Origin of the sequence: Streptomyces sp. NBC_00820 (genome assembly GCF_036347055.1) — a bacterium.
Taxonomy (GTDB): domain Bacteria; phylum Actinomycetota; class Actinomycetes; order Streptomycetales; family Streptomycetaceae; genus Streptomyces.
In genome coordinates this window covers 8,063,360-8,081,043 of the sequence record NZ_CP108882.1, presented here as the reverse complement: position 1 = coordinate 8,081,043, position 17,684 = coordinate 8,063,360, and the positions used below count along the sequence as shown (strand labels likewise).

The following is a 17,684-nucleotide window of genomic DNA, read 5'->3' as shown; positions in this document are numbered from 1 at the left end:
GCCTTCCGCCCCCTCCCTGTGATGACCGTGACGTCGGTCAGCCTACGGCGCGCGCCTCCGCGGCGGCGGTGCGGACGCGGCTGTGTGCAGCCACTCCTCGTAGCTGATGTATTCGAAGCGGGATGAGCTGATGCCGTCGTACCACTGGACTTCGGGCGCGCCGGCCCGCTTCTTGCGCCTGGTGCGGGGGCGCGGCCAGGGCGGGGCGGGCTGTGGCGGGCGCAGGCGGCAGTGCTCGGCAAAGTCGGTCAGGTACGGCAGGGCCCGCGGCGTGCCGGTGGTGAAGAGACGGTCGTCGCCGCGTGGGGACAGGTGGACCAGGTTCGCCGCGGCCAGCAGGAAGGGCCTTGCCCAGGTGGGGACGGTGTAGATGCCGCAGTCGGCGGTGAAGCCCGGGCGGCGGGTGCGGCGGGGGTCGTGGAGGGTGAGGGTGGCGGCGTCGGAGTCGAGGTGGCCGGTACGGATGGTGTGGAGCTGGGCGATGGGGGCGCCGGTGAAGACGGCGGTGGCCAGGGCCCCGGCGAGCTGGGGATAGGCGGTGCGGGTGGCCAGGCGGTGGGCGATCTGGTCGATGCTGTAGGCGCGTTCGGGTACGTAGGGGTGGGGGGCCGGGGGCGGGGTGCATGAGCAGCGGGGGAAGGTGTGGTGGGAGGCGAGGTAGGCCAGGGCGGGCACGGTGATCCAGCGGCCCTCGGCCGCGCGGCTCGGTGGTGCAGGGGCGGTGGGGGCCGGGGCCAGCAGATCGCCCAGGCCGTGGTCGGTGGAGACCGTGTGGTGCTTGAGGGGGCGCAGCGCGGTGCGCATGACGGCGGGCGGGCGCCGGGTGTGGCAGACGGCGACCAGGTGCATGCCGGTGCGCATGCGCAGGGTGAGCAGGTGGGACCAGCTTGCCTCGTCCAGGAGGTGGGCGCGCAGCACGGTGAGCCGGACGTCGGGCAGGGAGAGAATCCAGTCTGCGGCGAGGATCCAGGCGGGCGGGCCTATGGAGCCCCCGGTGCCGGGCAGTTCGGTCGGTTTGCCGAGGGCGGCGAGGATGTCGAGGGCGAGCGTGGTGTCGGACGCGGCGGGCGTGGGGTGGACGGTGATACGGCCGGCGGACGGGGCGTGCGCGGCCAGCGCGGCGCGCAGGATGGCCGCGTTGTCGGCGAGGTCCAAGAGCACGGTGACCGGCGGCGCGGCCGGATAGATGACCTTTCTGCTCATGCGGAGCTCCGGGCGCGGGCGCATCGGGTGGACAGGGCGAGGGCGAAGCGCAGATCCGGGTGGAGGACGGGGATGGGCGCCGTGGAGCGGGCATCCAGCAGACGGCGCTCGGTGAGCTCGGCCAGGGCCGACGCGCTCAGCGGGGCACAGCCTGGGGTGGTGGTCAGATGTCCGCTGATGGCTGCGGCCAGGAGGGCTGCTTGTCCCAAGGTGAGGTCGTCCGGCGCGGTGTCGTCGGCGTGGGCGAGCAGCGTGGCACGCTCGCTCGGGCTCAACGTGTGGGGGTTTGGGGGCGGTCCGGGCAGCCGGGGCGGCAGTGTACGGTGCGGCGGCGGACGGTGCCCGGACGGGGGTGAGCCGTCGGTGAGCTGGTGGCAGTGGGCGCGGTGGTGCCAGTCGGGCCCGTAGTGCGGGTGGGTGAGCGCGGGCATGGGCAGTGCCGCGTCCTGGGCGAGAGCCTCGAGGAGGTGGCCGAAGGAGAGCTCGAACAACGGAAAGTGGTCGCGGGCACCGCCCATGCGGCGAAAAGCGCTGGCAGCGGCGAAGACCGGGCGGGCGCGGGGCGGGATCGTGTAGCAGACGCCGGGCGGCTCACTAGGCGAGCCGTGCCCAGGGTGCCACACGTCGGGGACGGTCAGGTGTGTGCAGCGCGCATCGAGACCCGAGAGCGGGGTGGCGCGCAAGGCGTCAGGATGGGTGCCGGTGAACAACAGGGCTAGGATCGCCGCGAGTTGGACCGGATGGGCGATGCCCCGGCTGACCTGGTGCAGGACGTAGGGGGTGACGGGGCAGGTGGTCAGCCCCGGCCCTGACGCACGGTCCAGGTCCCCGGGCACGTGGAGGAGCAGACCGCGGGTGAGGAAGCCGACCTGGGCTCCGCGTAGCCGGGCCAGGGTGTGCGCCCGGCTGGGGCTGGTGGCGGTGAGGCGGGCGAGGAAGAACTCCAGATCCTGCTGCGTCATGGGCTGGGGGCTGCGGGCGCAGTGGGTACGGGCCGCGTACAGGCCGGCGAGGTACTGCGCGTCGACGCAGGCGAAGCCGTCCGCCTCCAAGCGGCGGTGGGCCTCGGCGCGGAAACGAGTGAAAGAGCATTCCGACAACTCGGTCAGCGCGGGCAGCTGGGCGAAGCGGTCCGGCGGCGGAGCAGCAGGGCGCGGGACAGGTGCAGGAAGCAGCGGCAGGGCAGGGCGGGTGAGCATCGGTGCGAGGGACGGCGGGTCGGGGGCCAGGCCGTTGCTCTTCAGGAGGGCGTGCAGTCGCTGGGCAGCATGTTCGGTGGCGCAGTGGGCCAACAGGAACAGGGAGATTCCGGTCCCCTCCCGCAGGCGGGCGAGACGCCGGACACGGGGCGGAGTGAGCAGGTGCGCACGCAGGACCGTCAGTTGGCGGATCTCGAGGATGTCCATCCAGCAGGTGACGGCCCGCCATGCGGGCTCGGTGGCCAACTTGGGTGAGGCCGTGGCCCGGTGACCGGTCACATCCAGGGCGCGCAGGATGTCCCGGGCCATCCGGGCCGAGCTGCCGGGAACGGTGTCCACCGCGATGTGGCCGGTAGCCGGGTGCGAGGCAGCCAGGACGGAGCGCGGCCAGGTGGCGTTGTCGTCGCAGTCGCAGACCAGCGTCACCAGACCGACCCGTTCAGCAGTGCAGGTACTCATCACAGGTCCTCGTGCGGCTGCAGGGTGGCATCCAGGACGTCTTCCAGCAGCGGGTGGGGGGCGAGTTCCCGGTGCGCGGAGGCGTGCTGCAGCAGGCGCAGGGCGTGGTGGGTGGCCTGCGCCCAGCGGCGGAAATTTCCGTGGCACCAGCGGGCATCCAGCCGCGAAAGGGCGTCGCGGTCGGCTTCGCGCCACAGCGGGTGGAACCGAGGGATCACTTCGGCGACGTCGGCGGGGGTGAGCAGGGGGACCTGCAGCGACACGCCGGTACGCGAGGCGAGCATCTTCTGGCGGCGCAGCACCGCCTGGCCGCGCTCGCCGACCACCAGGACGATCGCCAGGCGGGCATGGGGATCGTCGAAGAGGTAGCGCAGGTACTCGAAGCAGGTTCCGTCCAGGCGCTGGGATTCGTCCACCACGAGCAGATGGTCGCGGGCGGCCAGTACCTCGCGCAGCGCCGCGTCGAAGGCCCCCGGATCCTTCAAACGTGCCTCGAGGTTCAGGGCGTCGGCGAGGTCCGAGCGCAGGGACAGCGGAGTGGGAGCGGGACGGGGCACCAGGCGGACCAGGCGCGCGCGGCGGGCGGGCCGGGGCCGTGCGGCGAGCACGGTGTCGAGGGCGAAGGTCTTGCCGACGCCGGCGTTCCCGGACAGGCACATGATCGCCCGCTGACTCACGATCTGCTCCAGGCCGCGTGCCAGGTCCGCGAACCACGGCAGCGGTACGGTTTCGGCACCCTTGAGCAACAGGTAGTGCCGGGGTACGGCGGGAGCTGGGCGGCGAGGCGGAGTGCGAGCCAGGGCACGCCGGCGACGACCGGACGATGAGGCCCGGGCGGCCGGAGTGCGGGCGGCGGGGCTCATCAGTCCTTACCTACAGAGCCGCTGCTGCCCAGGTGGCTGAAGGTCCACCGCACGACGTCGCGGTCCACCTTGTCGCGGCCCAGGCGTTTCAGGCCGCGCAGCACCTGGGCGGTCAGCCAGGCCCAGTTGCGGAAGTTGCCGTGCGCGGCGTGTTCGTCGGCGAACAGGATGTCCTCGCTCGACGCGTTCTTCCACACCGGGTGGAACAGCGGGATCGTCTCGAGTACCTCCCCGCGGGTCAGCGGTTTGAAGCCCTGCCAGATGAAGACGCGGGAGGAGAGCATCGGCTCCCTGCGCAGCACCGAGTAGCAGCCGGGACCGCCGACGAAGATGAGCGCGAGCTCGGTGGCATAGTCGTCCCAAAGGTAGCGGAAGTACTCGAACGCCTCGGAGTTGAGCCACTGCGCCTCGTCCACCACCAGCGTGCGCGGCTTCGTGGCCAGCGCGTCCTTGAGGAGCCGGTCGAACTCGGAAGGATGCGCCGGTGCATCCCCTTGCAGGCCGAGCGCGGTGAAGATCTCGTAGCGAACTGCCCGGGCCGTGGTGCGGTCGCGGAACGTGATCTGCCGCACCTCCTCACCCGGTTCCAGCTGGCGCAGGCCGCGGTTGACCGCGAGGGTCTTGCCGCAGCCCGCCGCCCCGTAGACGCACATCATGGCCCGCGCTGCGACTGTGTCCGCGATGTTCTCCCGCGCGGTCAGCAGCGGCTTGGTGGCCACCACCTGCGCGCCTGGCAGGCTCCGGTGCAGGTAGTGGTCCCCCTCGCCCGGAGGCAACTGGCCCGTCACCGGTCCGTCTCCTCGTCCGACGGACGCGCCTGGTCGGCCGGTGTGGTGGGCCGGCACTGCGCGCGCAGCGAGGCCGGGGTGGCCCAGTCCTCGGGCGGCGCCGCAGGCGGGATGAGATCGGGCAGCGCGAGCTCGGCCGCGTCGTTCAGGTGCGCTCGGGCGAGTTGGCGCTCGGCCTCGGCCGCACTCAACGTGCCCAGTTGCTTGGGCACTTCGGCCTCGGTAACGGCCGCATACCGGTTGTTGGTGTGCTCCGAAGCAGCCGCCAGGGCCCTGGCCAGGCGCCGCTTCTCGGCGTCCTTGCTCCGCCGGTGCGCCCTGCGCTGGGCGGGTGTGGCCTCATCCGAAGGGTGCGCCGGCCCCAGATACCGGTTACTGGAGGCGTCGAACACCTCGATCTCGTGGTCGTGGTGCGGGATGAAGCGGATGCGGACCTTCGTGCCCACCTCCGCGCCGCCGTGCATCCATTCCCCTACGTAGTACCGGCCCGCCCAGCGCACCCCGCTCGCGGTCAGGGTGCGCAGGCGGCCGTCGTCGGCGAGCGTGTAGCGGCGCAGCAGTTCGCGGTCCACGTCCTCGATTGGGGTGGGGTCCGCCCGCCACGCCTCAAGCGGCGTGCGCCCCTGAAGGGCCTGGGAGGTGTGCTCGGTGTTCCACCAGGTGACCCACTCCAGCAGCAGCCGAACGAACTCGGCGAACGGCAGCGGCTGGGCTTCATCGATGTGCTGGCTGCGGGCCCCGGGGCGCAGCCGCGTGGAAGGGGCGTGGGTGTAGCGGGGCAGGGAAGCAAAACGCATCCGCTCGGCACACCGGTTCAGGTTCTCGATCGTCCCTTTCAAGTCCGGCCGGTAGGGCGGCAGCGGCTGCACCGGCACCGCGAAGTGCCCCAGCGCCTCGGTGACCGTGCGCGAGAGGAAGTCGGCGCCGCGGTCGATCCGCACCAGCGAGGGCAGGCCGCCGATCGGCCCGTACGGACCCGCCGGATCGTCATCGCGGGACAGTGCGATCCGCAGCGCCGCGAGGATCGCGTCGCGCGAGGGCTGGTGCGGGGTGATGGCCGCGCCTGGGATCGCGCCCGTGGCGCAGTCGATGAACCACGTCACCCACGGGAACACCAACTCGCCATCCAGCAAAACCTCGACCGGCACATGCTTGTGATCCGCCTCCCAGCAGGCATTACGCCACTGGCGCGGACGCCGCAGATGCACATCATGACGCCGCCGGGCACGCTCCCCGCCCGAAAGGGCCGCGCGCTGCCCCGGATTGAGGTCCAGGCGGATCGCCCGGTGCAACGTCGCCAGCGACGGCACCGCCGGCACATCCTTGCCCTCCACGCGCGCCCGCTCAGCCTCGGCCACCAGATCCCGGTACACCTCGGCCGCGTTCCCACAGCACGCCGCGAGCCGCGCATGCAACTCGTCCGTGATCCGGAAACGCTCCCGCTGAACAGGCCCTGTACGCCCCTGACGACCGGCCTCGACCCACCGCCACACCGTCCGCAGCGACACCCCCACCGCGGAGGCGACCAGTTCCGCATGCTCCGTCGTCAGCTCCCCGCGCCTGTCCAACGCCAGCAGGCGCGACACCGCCTGCTCACGCCCGAGCAGCCGCTCCCCCACCACGAAGGCCGGCTCCCCCACCGCACCGGTGACCTCGAGCCCGCCCATATCGGCCATAGAGCACCCCCTGGCACCGACACCGCACACGCGGCGCACACCAGGCCCGTTCCCCGCCAACCACCGTACACAGTCCGGCAGTTCACCCAATCCGGGACAACTATTCGACTCCGGTAAACGTGAGGCACACCGAGCAGTACACTCCCCCACCGCTCAGGAATCTGCACCACACCGACCAGCGGAAACCCAATCCCGCGTCACCAGCAACGCGTCACCCCGATGACACCAACTCCACATCACCCCAGGCCAGACGCGCACAGCCATCCCATGACACCCACCGCAGACCAATGACATTCTCATTCAGATTCGCAAGTATCTTCCGCATGAGCTTGCCCGGCGCGGAGGGATCGTGAGAGCCGCCGGACTCGATCGGCGCCAGGTGGCCGCGCAGGTACGCCGGGCTCAGGAACGCGCCGGGCGCGCACGGGTGGGTCCTGCGGAACCGCATCACTTGAGTGAGCTGTTCATCGCGGAGCTGCGTGCGTTCAGTGGGAGCGGATCGCCGCTGTCATGGACAGGGAGCAGGTGGCTATGTACGCGCGTTCGCTCGACTCGCGTGCTGTCCGCTGTGAAGAGCAGTGGTTGCAGCGGCTGATGGCGGACGTGGCCGAGGTCGAGCGGTCGGGTGTCGCGGCTGTGAAGGTCTCGCGGCATCCCGTCTGCTGGATCGGTGCCCGGACTGTTGCCGGCCGCTCCCGCCCGGGCGTGCCGGGTCCCGTCGTTCATCTGATGGTTGCGCCGGCCGAAGAGGCGGCCGGGCGGGCCTGGGCCGTGCACGGTAAGAACGGCGGCCTCTACCGGCGCACCGGGTGCCGTATCGCCTCCGTCGAGCAAGTCTTTCCCGAGTTTGGAGAGCTCTTTTGATTCAGCTCCGAGAACACCAGGTACGGCAGAAGTCGGCTTTTCAGAATTGGGTGGGATTTCCTGCAAGATCTTCGGTGCCGGCGCAGGGGGCGCGGGGAACGATTGTGTCGGCGACCGGGTCGGGGAAGACGATCATGGCGGCTGCGTGCGCGTTGGAGTGCTTCCCTGCCGGCCGGGTCCTCGTGACCGTGCCGACCCTGGATCTGCTCGTGCAGACCGCGGAGGCGTGGCGGGCGGTGGGTCACCGCGCTGCGATGGTGGCGGTGTGCTCGCTGGAGAGCGACCCGGTGCTGGACGGGCTGGGTGTGCGGACGACGACGAACCCGATTCAGCTCGCGTTGTGGGCGGGGTCGGGGCCGGTGGTCGTGTTCGCCACGTACGCCTCCCTGGTGGACCGTGATGACTTCGACGCCCCGGAGGGCCAGGGGCGTGTGCGGGGGCCGCTGGAAGCCGCTCTGGCGGGCGGGGAGCGGCTGTACGGGCAGCGGATGGCCCCGTTCGATCTCGCGGTCGTCGATGAGGCTCATGGCACTACCGGTGATCTTGGTCGGCCGTGGGCGGCGATCCACGACAACCAGCGGATCCCCGCGGACTTCCGGCTCTACCTCACCGCTACCCCGCGGATCCTGGCCTCGCCCCGGCCGCAGCGGGGGAAGGACGGGCGTGAGCTGGAGCTCTGTTCGATGGGCCAGGACTCCCCTACGTTCGGGCCGTGGCTGACCGAGTTCGCTCTCGCCGAGGCGGTCGAGCGGGGGGTCCTCGCCGGGTTCGAGATCGACGTCCTGGAGATCGAGGACCCCGACTGCTTTGTCGGCCTGTCCGACGAGGCGCGGCGTGGCCGGCGGCTCGCGCTGCTGCAGGCCGCGCTGCTGGAGCACGCCAGTGCCCGCAACATCAAGACGATGATGACCTTCCACAGCCGGGTCGAGGAAGCCGAGGCCTTCGCCGTCAACCTGCCCCGGACCGCTGCGGACCTGTATGCGGACGAGGTCACCGCCTACGCCCTCGGCGAGGCCGCCGACCGGCCGCGGTCCCCTCTCGGCGCCGTGCCGGGGGATGTCGAGGAGGCCGGGCGGCACGTTCCCGCGGACCGGGTGTGGTCGGCATGGCTGTGCGGGGACCACCTCGTCACCGAACGCCGCGAGGTCCTGCGCCAGTTCGCGAACGGGATCGACGCCGCGGGGCGGCGGGTGCACCGGGCGTTCCTCGCCAGCTGCCGCGTCCTCGGCGAAGGCGTCGACATCCGGGGCGAGCGGGGTGTGGAGGCCGTCTGCTTCGCCGACACCCGTAGCTCCCAGGTCGAGATCGTGCAGAACATCGGCCGGGCGCTGCGGCCCAACCTCGACGGCACCACGAAGACCGCGCGGATCATCGTGCCCGTCTTCCTCCAGCCCGGCGAAGACCCCACCGACATGATCGCCAGCGCCTCCTACGCCCCCCTCGTCGCCGTCCTTCAAGGCCTGCGCTCCCACTCCGAACACCTCACCGAACAACTCGCCAACCGCGCCCTCACCCGAGGAACGCGCAAAGTCCATGTTCGGCGGGACGATGACGGACGCATCATTGCCAGTACCGGTACCGGTACCGGCGCCGGTGAGCGGGAGGGGCGGGAGCCGGGGAGCGGCGTGGCGGAGTCGGAGCTGCTGCAGTTCTCCAGCCCCCGAGATCCGGCCACCATCGCCGCGTTCCTGCGCACCCGCGTCTACCGGCCCCAGTCACTGGTCTGGCTCGAGGGCTACCAAGCCCTCCTGCGCTGGCGAGCCCAGAACAACATCACCGGGCTGTACGCCGTCCCGTATGACGTGGAGACGCGGGTGGGGGTGACCAAGGCGTTCCCGCTGGGGAGGTGGGTGCACCAGCAGCGCAAAGCGCTACGCAGTGGCGAGCTCGACCCCCACCGCGTCGAGCTGCTCGACGCCCCCGACGCCGGGATGGTGTGGGAACCCGGCAACCAAGCCTGGGAGAACAAACTCGCCACCCTCCGGTCCTACCGGCGCGCCACCGGCCACCTCGCACCCCGCCAGGACGCCGTCTGGGACGACCCCGACGGCCGGCCCGTCGCCATCGGACAACTGATCGCCAACCTCCGCCGCCCCCACGGCCTCGGCAAGGACTCAGATCGGGCGGCGGAGCGCGCAGGGCAGCTGACCGCGATCGATGCGGACTGGAACTGCCCCTGGCCGCTGGACTGGCAGCGCCACCACCGCGTCCTCACCGACCTCGCCGCCGACGAACCAGGCGGCCGGCTCCCCGACATCGCACCCGGCGTCCTCCACGACAACGACGACCTCGGACGATGGCTCCAACGACAACGCCGCAACTGGGCGGAGCTCTCCAAAGAGCAGCAGGAACGGCTGCCCCGGCTGGGCGTGACACCGGACGAGGCACCGGCTGCGGCACCAGCCGCTGAGGGCGCGACGAAGGGCCCGGGGCAGGCCGGGAGCAAGACACAGCAGGCATTCCAGAGGGGCCTGGCGGCCCTCACCCAGTGGGTCGAACAGGAAGGCACCCACCGGCCTGTACCCCGAAAGGCGGTGGTGACCTTGCCCGACGGGACGGAGGCCAAGCTCGGCATCTGGTACAGCAACACCAAACAACGACGCGACAAACTCACAGCGCAGCAGCTCGACGCCTTGCGGGAGCTAGGCGTGGAGTGGGCCTGACAGCCGTGGAGCATCAGCCACCCAGGCGCGTACAAGTCCACCAGGCGACGACGGTCGACCAGCCGTAGCAAGGTCAGCGACGAGTGGTCATGCTGGGCGTAGCAGGTTGGGGTTATCGCGTCCTCCTGGGACACGGATGATCACGACGTGGCAGGGTTCGCGTTCGTCGGCGCGTTGGACAGGCTCGATCCAGATGCTGTCGAAGAGGTTGGCGGCGCCTTCGGCGCCGACTGTCTTATCGAGGGCAAGGAGGATGGCAAAGGCGGCGTTGGTGTTCTGGTATTCGGCTGCTTGCGCGACGTACTGACGTAGGCCGGCCTCACTGGCGTCGTCTTCTTCGATCTTGCATTCGACGTTGAACTGGACGGATCCGAAGGAAACGATGATGTCGGCGCGGCCGCCGCCTTTGTCGATGACTTCTGCGCTGACGATGTTGAAGAGGGCGGAGAACGCGAGTACTTCCCGGTAGTGCTGATGGAAGAGAGCCTCGTCCACCTTCTGCTTCTTGCCGTCCTTGTCTCGTCTGCGGAGGTACTCGGTATAGGAGCCGCCCATCTTCCGGCCGATGTCGTAGCACTGGTAGGCGAAGCGGATCGTGGTGTCCAGAAGGGCGGTGAACTCGTCGGCGATGCCGGAAAGCCAGTCACGGGAGCTTTCCAGCTGTTTGAGTAGTTGCGCCTTGAGGCGACCGTACTTGGGGTCGGCGATGGCCGCGAGGACGTCTTCGTGGGTGCGGAGGCTGAGCTCCAGACGGTCGAGGACATGCTCGGGTGTCTGGTCAACGAACGCAGCGAAGTCGTCTTTCAGTTGGTGTGCCAGCTGTTGCCAGCGCCGTGCTTTTCCCTGATCACCCGCCTGCTGATCATGGGATCCTGCGCTAGTCGCGGTGCGGTGGAGGAGGGCAGCATGAAGTTGCTGGGCCGCGGGATCGTCGCGGATCTCTTCGTCGTGGGCCAGGGCGTGCTGGAGGAATCGTTGCCGGTGCTCGTGCTGGAGGAAGGCATCTTCGATGACGGGCGCCACCAAGGTTTCCACGGCGGCGGCCGCCGGGCTGTCTGTAAGGACGGCGACCGTGTTGTGCGCGGTGTACGCGCGGAGCAGCGCGGTGAGGATGCCGTGGCCGCCTTCGTACCAGGGGTCATCGTGGGCGAGGTGTGCGGCGGCACCGTCGAGTAGGACGGTGAGTTCCGACCAGGCGAGCACGTCGTTCTGGCGTGGTCGTGCCCAGGCCGGGGTGCGGGTGCGGTAGCGATAGCTCCGGTAGCGGTGGAGGACGTCGCGCAGGGTGGATGCGGCGGTGCGGACGCGTGCGGGGGCGTCAGGGGCGGACAGGCCGAGGACGGCTTCGATGGCGGCGTGGTAGAGCTGGGCGTCCAGGCGGTGGGGGTCGAGAGTGATCAGTTCGGCCAGCCGATCCTGGGTGTTGCGGAGTTGTTCGGTCATGGGCGCGTACTGGTCTTGTTCCAGAGCCTGGCGCAGGTCGCCCAGGGCGAGTTCGAAGGCTGCGTCCCGGCAGGTGTGGTCGAGCATCAGGCAGCGTTCGAGGGCCTCCCGAAGGCCGGCGCCTGGATGGTGGGCGTCGAGGACGCCGAGGAGGCGCGGCAGGCGGGTGGCCATGGCCTCGGGAAGTGCAGCCGGGTCCTCGGTTGCTTCGTCCATGGCGCCGAGGAGACGAGCGGCCTTGGTGACGCCGGCCAGGGTGAGCTGGACGAGACAGTCCGCGGCTTCCACCCCTATGAGGGCCGCGGCGAGGTCGTCGCTGGCGTCCTGGGCTTGTTGGAGACGGGCGAGCAGCGCGCGGGTCAGTGGAGTGCCGAGTTCACGTGCCAGGGCCGGGCGGCTGGCGAGGGCGTCGGTGGCGCTGGCGAAGGCCGCGTGGTTGTTGTTGGTCCGCAGGCCGTCGAGGACGGCGTCGTACAGCGGCTTGCAGGCTTCGGAACCGAAGGTGTCGAGGTGGTGCGCGGTCGCCTGGATGAGGTGGGCCAGGAAGGGGCCCTGAGCGAGGTGGTCCGCGGCGGTGAGAACGGCGTCGAGACCTCCGAGGTCCTCCACTGTCGGGCCGGCGCGCAGCTGGGGGCGGGAGGCGTGCGCGGCCCACTGGGCCAGGCGCTCGTCGATGACGTGCACGATGCCCTCCGCCTCCCCCGTCGTTGCTGGATAGTCCTGGTGGCCTGGCCTAGAAGAGATGGCGTTTGTCAGGACCGGTCACGGTACGGTCCTCGGGGTAGAACTCCCAAACCGCGTCGTCGATCGACGTGATCACGATCTGGATGCCCGGGTCGTCTTCAGCGGTCTCGTAGAGGGTCTTGATGCACTGGCGGGCGTTCTCGGGGGCGAGCTCCTCGGCTGTGGGTGCGTCGATGAGCAGCAGACCGGGGTGGGACATGATGCCCCGTTTGCGGCCGACTTTGATCATGCCGACGATGGCCGCGATGCGCATGCGCAGGCGATCGGTAGGGCTGAATGCTTTGAAGGGGTGCTTTTTGCCGGTCTTGCGGGCGTTGAGGTGTCCCGCCAGGTTGAGGTCGACGCTGGTCAGGTTGGCGACACCCAGGTCGTGGGCGATGGCGACGATCTCACGGTTCAGGTCGGCGAACAGGGCCTTGCTGTGGTCGGCGACCACAGTCGACAACACCTCGGCGGCCGCCTCCAAGACGGCGTCGCTGTCGTCGGAGTCGTCCTCGGTGTCCGACGGGCTCGTCGTTGCGGTGACGTAGTCACCGACCACCTCCGGCAGTCCGGTCCCGTTGCCGGTGGCGACTGCCAGAGCGCCGCGTAGCTGGTAGACGTCCTGCCGGGCGGATTCGAGGCGGGTGTACCAGTTGCCGGAACGTGCCGCAGTAAGGCGGGCGTTCACCAGGCCGTACGCCGCACGGCTGTTGTCGCAGGCGGCGACAGCCGCCTCGACAGCCAGCCGGGCTGTCTCTTCAGCCGTGCGGGAGGCATTCACCCGATCCTCCAGTCGGCTTAGCAGCGCTGCCCGCGCCTCTGGGTCGTCCTCCACCTCCGGCAGAGGGCTCGCGCACACCGAGCACCGGTGTTCACTCTCTTCCGCGGTACGCCGGGCGTCATCAATCTCGTGGTCGCAGCGCGGGCAGGCCTCCGGCTCGAGCGCTCCCAGAAGGGCTCGGGCCGCACGGCTTTGCTGGGCCCGGCGGACGGCTCGTTCGTCCTTGAGACGGGCTTTGCGCGTGAGGGCGTGGCTTTCTTCAGCCTCCTGGTGAGCCGCCTGGTCGTGGGCGAGTCGTCGTGCGGCGGCATCGACGTCGGCGAGCAAGCCAGTCAGGTCCGGCTGGCCCGCTTCCAAGGTCGCCACCTTCTCCTCGGCAGCCCTGAGTGCCTGGCGCAGCGGCTCGGTCTGCTGCTCGCGGGCCCTGGTGTCCTCGCGTGCCCGCCGCTGAACGCGGTTGTTCTCCTGGGTGTCCTTCTTGCGGGCCGTGTTGATCTGGGTCAGCTCGGACGCGTAGGGGACGTCGAGGAAGAGCTGCATCAGCTTCACGGGGAGCTGGTTGTACGACGTCGGGCCCAGCAGGATGCTGGAGTTCCCTGCGTTCAGCGCAATGGCATAGAAGTAGCTTGCCCAGCCGTGCACCTGTTCCGCGCTGTCGCGGTTGCCGTCGGCGTCCTTCGGCGCGCCTGCCTCGGCCGCCCACAGGGACAGTGGCCGAAGGCCCAAGCGGTCGAGCATGAAACGGTCGATGAGCTCCTTGACGCCGCCGGGCTCCGCAGTGGCCGCCACGCGTACGCCTGGACCGCTCTCCTGGGAGCCGTCGAGGGTTGTGAGGTGCTCAAGGGTGTCGGCGCTCAGGAGCCGGCAGCTGGGGCGCTCGGATTTGTCGAAGGTGAGGCGTATGGAGGCGGCGACGCCAGCGACCTCAATATCCGCGCGGATGTAGGAGAACCAGTCCACTGTCTCCGACCGGCGGAAGGCTTCGAAGCCATCCCCACGCAGGGCGTAGCTCAGCGCCCACAGAAGGCTCGACTTGCCGGCATTGTTCAGGGTGCTGGCGATCGCCCACGGCCCCGGCCCCAGCGTCATGTCGACGGTGAAGTCGCCGTCGTTGTCGTCCGTACCGGTCTTGGTGCCCTCGCAGTACAGCCGATGCACGACGAGCTGCCGGCGCGCGGGCAGCGGGCTGGTCAGCTGGATGCCGTGGGCAGACAGAGCGTGGCGGACCCTCTCCGCGTCAGCGGACGGCAGCCGAGCGGCGATCTGCTCGTACAGCTCACCCTCGGACGGCACGGGCAAAGGCTCTGTGGTCACGCGGCGTCCCCCTGCTGTGCTTCGGCGCGTAGCCGGGCCAGGCGCGCGCGGGCCCGGTCGGCAATCGACGGTATGAACTCGTTCAGCGGGGTCTGGGCGTAGTCGCGCTGCAGGTACTGCCGCTTGCGCAGCGCCAGTGCGGAATGCCCGGTGGCCTCGGCGAGCGCCCGGACGAGGCGGGCGCGCTCGGTGTACCAGGCCAGAACCGGGAACTGCTCCGTCGCCCGCTCGGCCACCTCGCGGCCCTGGGCCGTGAGGTAGTAGTTGTCCTGCAGCACCCGCGCGGCGGTGCGCCGCGGCACGACCACCACCAGCCGCGGGGCGGCCAGGACGCTCATCGCCTGATCGATGTACTCGAACGCCCCGAACAGGTAGCGCAGCATCGGGATGGCACAGATCTCCGGCTCGTCCGAATCCAGGATGCTGCCGGCCAACTCCAGGTTGATGGCTTCCTTCTCACGCTCACGCTCGTAGTCGTTGAGAAGCTCATCGGCCAGATAGTCCGGGTTCCGAAGCCAGAAGTCGAGCTTCTGCAGCCGGCCCTCAGCGCGCAGCACAGCGACCGCATCCTTCGGCGCTGCCTGCTGCTCCGTTTCGCGCAACGGATCGCACACTGCTGCAATGAGCAGCAGCAGCCGCATGGCGTCGGAGAAGCGATCCCCCTCGTCATCATCCACTCACATACCGTAAGGACCCGGGGTGTGGTTGATCAATGCCTCTGCACAGGCCGCTCAGTGTCTGTACACAGCGCTTCGGATGGCCTGGTCGACTCGCCGGTCTTCGGCAAGTTCACAGAGGAGTCGTGCTCCCGCCGGTTGGGCGCGAAGCGCGGAGGCAACGATGCTGGCGGCGTGACCAGTGAGTTCACGCATCCAGTCCTTGATGTCGTCTCGTGGACTCCACCGGTCGAAGCGGCCGTCCCAGTCGCACATGCCCTGAACGGCTATGTCGAGCAGCGCCCACTGCTTCTCGCATCCTGCCAGGCGGGCGACATCAAGCAGCCACCACAGGGCCCGGTCGGCCTCCTCCCTGCTGGGCCAGTCGTGGGCAGCCGCATGTTGGGTGAGGGCGTGGACCACGGTGGCCGTCTGGGTCGGGTTGTCGAGCAGCGCTCCCTTGACCGTCGGCACGTTCAGTCTGGTGATCACGTCCAGGTACAGCTCGGAGGAGCCGGGCTGATCGGCGGCGAGAGCGAGCAGCTGGGCGGCCGCAGCGGTGTCGTTCTGGTCGGCGTCCTCCAGCAGTCGCCGGGCGCGCACGATGGGCAGCTCGCTGCTGGCCCCTGTCTCGCGTTCGACCAGGCCGAGGAAAGCGGCCATGTCCTGAGGGCGGCGGGCGGGATCTAGCTGGGTGGCCTGGCGTACAACGCCGTACCACGGGCCCGGATCGGGAAGGAGGGGCACATTGGCTTGCGGCCAGATCCCGGTGAGAATCCAGCCGATGAGCTGCCCGAGGCTGTAGATGTCGCTGGCGGGGGACACGTCGTGACCGTCGAGGAACTGCTCCGGCGCGGCGAACCCCTCGGTGCCGATGGCGGTCGTGGTCAGCAGGCCGGCGGTGCTGGTCTGCCCGCGGGGGCGGCGCACAATGCCCCAGTCCGCGACCACCCAGCGGCCCTCTAGGAGCAGGATGTTGGCGGGTTTGATGTCCCGGTGGATCCAGTCCTCGCGGTGCGCGTCGGCGAGGCCTGCGGCAACGGCCTCAACCAGGGGCCGCAGCCTGTCCGGGTCCTGCAGTTCGGTCCGCTTGTCCTCTACGGTGGCCTCGGCCTTCGGCATGACGAACCACGCGTAGCCGGGGTGGAAGTCGAGGACCGGCATGACGTGCGGGTTGTCGCCGAACCGCTGGGCTGCCTCCACCTCGCGGCGCATGCGCCGCTGGCCACGCTCCCGCCAGCCCGAGCGGCGCTTGAAGGCCACGACCGTCCCCGAGGGCTTGTGCGTGGCCGGGAACACCTCGGCCTGCCCCCCGGGCGGGTCCAGGGGGCGAGGCTCCAGCGCGTAGTCCCCGCGCTCGCCGCGCGCCGTCTGGCTCACCACGTCATAGCGGTACGCCGTCGGTGCGGGTGCCGAGCGGGGAGCCGCGGGGCGGTTTCCGGTGAGCCGTAGCAGAACGGGGCGGATTTGCGTGTGGTCGTTGGAGGGCAGCGAGGCCAGCAGGTAGGCAGGGCTGCTGTCTGGGGCCTGGGCGAAGCCGAAGAGTTCGCCGAGCCGGGCTTCGACTATGGGTTCGCTGGTACGGCTAACGACGTCGGTGCGGTGCACGGCGATCCCGGTGCCGGTGCCGTCGGGTGAGGCGCTCAGGACGCTGGTGGCGTCGGCGCGCAGCACATGGGCCGGGAAGTGCACGGGGGTGCGGATCCAGTCCTCGCGCTGGCCCGCGTCCGTAGAGCGAGCCAGGTCCATGACCGTGCTGTGTCCCGAGGCGGCGAGGAAGAACCGACGCCGCTCCAGCCAGACCGCCGAGCGCACTGCGCCAGGGAAATGGATCGGATAGGGCATCTGGCCCCCGACCGTGTCCCCGGCGCGCACCAGCGCAAGGTCCCCTTCACCGACACCGAACGTGACACCAGAGCCCGACAGGACCCACGGCTCACCGTCCGGTCCGGCCAGCAGCACGGAGCTGTCGTCGAAGTCTCCGGCGACGGCGTGAAGACGGCCTTCATGCCAGCGGATGAGTGAGGAGCCGCGCAGCACCAGGACGCCGCCATCCCGGCACACCAACGCAGCGCCATGGCAACCGGGCAGCATGAGGTGCCAGTGGGCCTGGCCGCTGGCCGTGTCGACCTCGAGCAGCCCGTCAGCGCAGGTGATGAGGACACGGCCCTGGGGTAGGCACGCCAGCCCCGTGGGCCGGTCAGGGCGCGTTGGTCCGATCAGCAGCACCTCCGCCGTCGTCCCAGCCCACGTCCGCGTCTCCACGGCCACAGGAGACGTCAGGCGTGCCGGCACAACCATCGCCTCGGGCGTCGGCGCCGCCTTCCCCACGCCAAGCAGTTCGGCCAGCGGCAGGTAGAACTCCTGCCGGCGCACGGCGCGGCGGACCAGCTCGGTCAGTGCACACACCCCAGCCGCGGCCGCATCCAGGTGAGTCCGATCGAGGACGGCTCCCCCGAGCCCGGCTGCCTTGCGTACGAGTTCGTCGTCCGCCTGATCGGCCGGCCAGTAGAGCACCGCCCACTGTTCGCCGCGGACCATGCGGCCCTCGGCCGTGAGGATCGCCCAGCCCCAAGAAGACGACTCTTCATGCCCCGCCAGGAGAAGGAGGTAGTCCCGCCCCTCGAACTCGTACGCCAGCGCAGGGACGTCGCCGAGCTCATAGGTCTGTATGGAGTCCAACGACACGGACTGGACCAGCAGCGTCGCGACGATATCGATGAGCAGCTGCGCAGGATCCTCGTCCGACTCCCCCTTGCGCCACCGGCCGTACACCCCCAGCAGCCCACGCTCCCGCTCTTCCACCCGGCTGATTCCCCCCTCGTCCCCGAGCATGGTCCACGCATCCGCGCAAACCACCGGCACTAGCCCGTGAGCCTATGGCCCGGGACGGCTCAGCCGCCTGAAATTAGCTGACAATAGGCAGCAAGCCAGGCGGCCGTTCCGCGGGTTACGCGATCCAGGCCCTTCGATGTCGCCGCGCACCGTGATGGTCGCGGTCGTCCCGTTGAGGGTGGTGATGGCGTTCAGCTGGGGCGCCCCCTTCCGG

11 protein-coding genes are annotated in these 17,684 nt (G+C 70.0%); 2 read left to right on the top strand and 9 right to left on the bottom strand.

Annotated features, from left to right (window positions below):
* Positions 1-42 precede the first annotated feature (42 nt).
* From OIB37_RS36080 to OIB37_RS36060, 5 genes are read right to left on the bottom strand one after another with little or no spacing between them, the layout of a single operon-like run.
* The gene (locus tag OIB37_RS36080; protein WP_330455433.1) at positions 43-1,203 is read right to left on the bottom strand and encodes a hypothetical protein; all 1,161 of its coding nucleotides are present in this window, start codon (positions 1,201-1,203) and stop codon (positions 43-45) included.
* The gene (locus OIB37_RS36075; RefSeq protein WP_330455434.1) at positions 1,200-2,861 is read right to left on the bottom strand and encodes a hypothetical protein; all 1,662 of its coding nucleotides are present in this window, start codon (positions 2,859-2,861) and stop codon (positions 1,200-1,202) included. Before OIB37_RS36075 ends, OIB37_RS36080 begins: the two co-directional genes overlap by 4 nt.
* Positions 2,861-3,724, bottom strand: a complete 864-nt coding sequence (locus tag OIB37_RS36070) for an ATP-binding protein (RefSeq protein WP_330455435.1) — start codon at positions 3,722-3,724, stop codon at positions 2,861-2,863. Before OIB37_RS36070 ends, OIB37_RS36075 begins: the two co-directional genes overlap by 1 nt.
* A complete protein-coding gene (locus tag OIB37_RS36065; RefSeq protein WP_330455436.1) occupies positions 3,724-4,512 on the bottom strand; it encodes an ATP-binding protein in 789 nt (262 codons plus the stop codon). Before OIB37_RS36065 ends, OIB37_RS36070 begins: the two co-directional genes overlap by 1 nt.
* On the bottom strand, positions 4,509-6,098 hold the full coding sequence (locus tag OIB37_RS36060; protein WP_443058246.1) for a transposase: 1,590 nt from the start codon (positions 6,096-6,098) through the stop codon (positions 4,509-4,511). The genes OIB37_RS36065 and OIB37_RS36060 overlap by 4 nt, the downstream gene beginning before the upstream one ends.
* A 621-nt stretch (positions 6,099-6,719) precedes the next feature.
* Here OIB37_RS36060 and OIB37_RS36055 point away from each other — a divergent pair.
* The gene (locus OIB37_RS36055) at positions 6,720-7,052 is read left to right on the top strand and encodes a hypothetical protein (protein WP_330455438.1); all 333 of its coding nucleotides are present in this window, start codon (positions 6,720-6,722) and stop codon (positions 7,050-7,052) included.
* Complete coding sequence (locus tag OIB37_RS36050; protein ID WP_330455439.1) at positions 7,049-9,715, top strand: DEAD/DEAH box helicase; 2,667 nt, start codon at positions 7,049-7,051, stop codon at positions 9,713-9,715. The genes OIB37_RS36055 and OIB37_RS36050 overlap by 4 nt, the downstream gene beginning before the upstream one ends.
* Before the next feature lie 87 nt (positions 9,716-9,802).
* Here OIB37_RS36050 and OIB37_RS36045 read toward each other — a convergent pair whose 3' ends face one another.
* From OIB37_RS36045 to OIB37_RS36030, 4 genes are all read right to left on the bottom strand, one after another.
* Complete coding sequence (locus tag OIB37_RS36045; protein WP_330455440.1) at positions 9,803-11,767, bottom strand: hypothetical protein; 1,965 nt, start codon at positions 11,765-11,767, stop codon at positions 9,803-9,805.
* A gap of 124 nt (positions 11,768-11,891) precedes the next feature.
* The gene (locus OIB37_RS36040) at positions 11,892-13,979 is read right to left on the bottom strand and encodes an ATP-binding protein (RefSeq protein ID WP_330455441.1); all 2,088 of its coding nucleotides are present in this window, start codon (positions 13,977-13,979) and stop codon (positions 11,892-11,894) included.
* Positions 13,976-14,656, bottom strand: a complete 681-nt coding sequence (locus OIB37_RS36035) for a hypothetical protein (protein WP_070390092.1) — start codon at positions 14,654-14,656, stop codon at positions 13,976-13,978. Before OIB37_RS36035 ends, OIB37_RS36040 begins: the two co-directional genes overlap by 4 nt.
* Before the next feature lie 54 nt (positions 14,657-14,710).
* Entirely contained in the window at positions 14,711-17,470 is a 2,760-nt protein-coding gene (locus tag OIB37_RS36030; protein ID WP_330455442.1) for a serine/threonine-protein kinase, read from the bottom strand.
* Positions 17,471-17,684 lie beyond the last annotated feature (214 nt).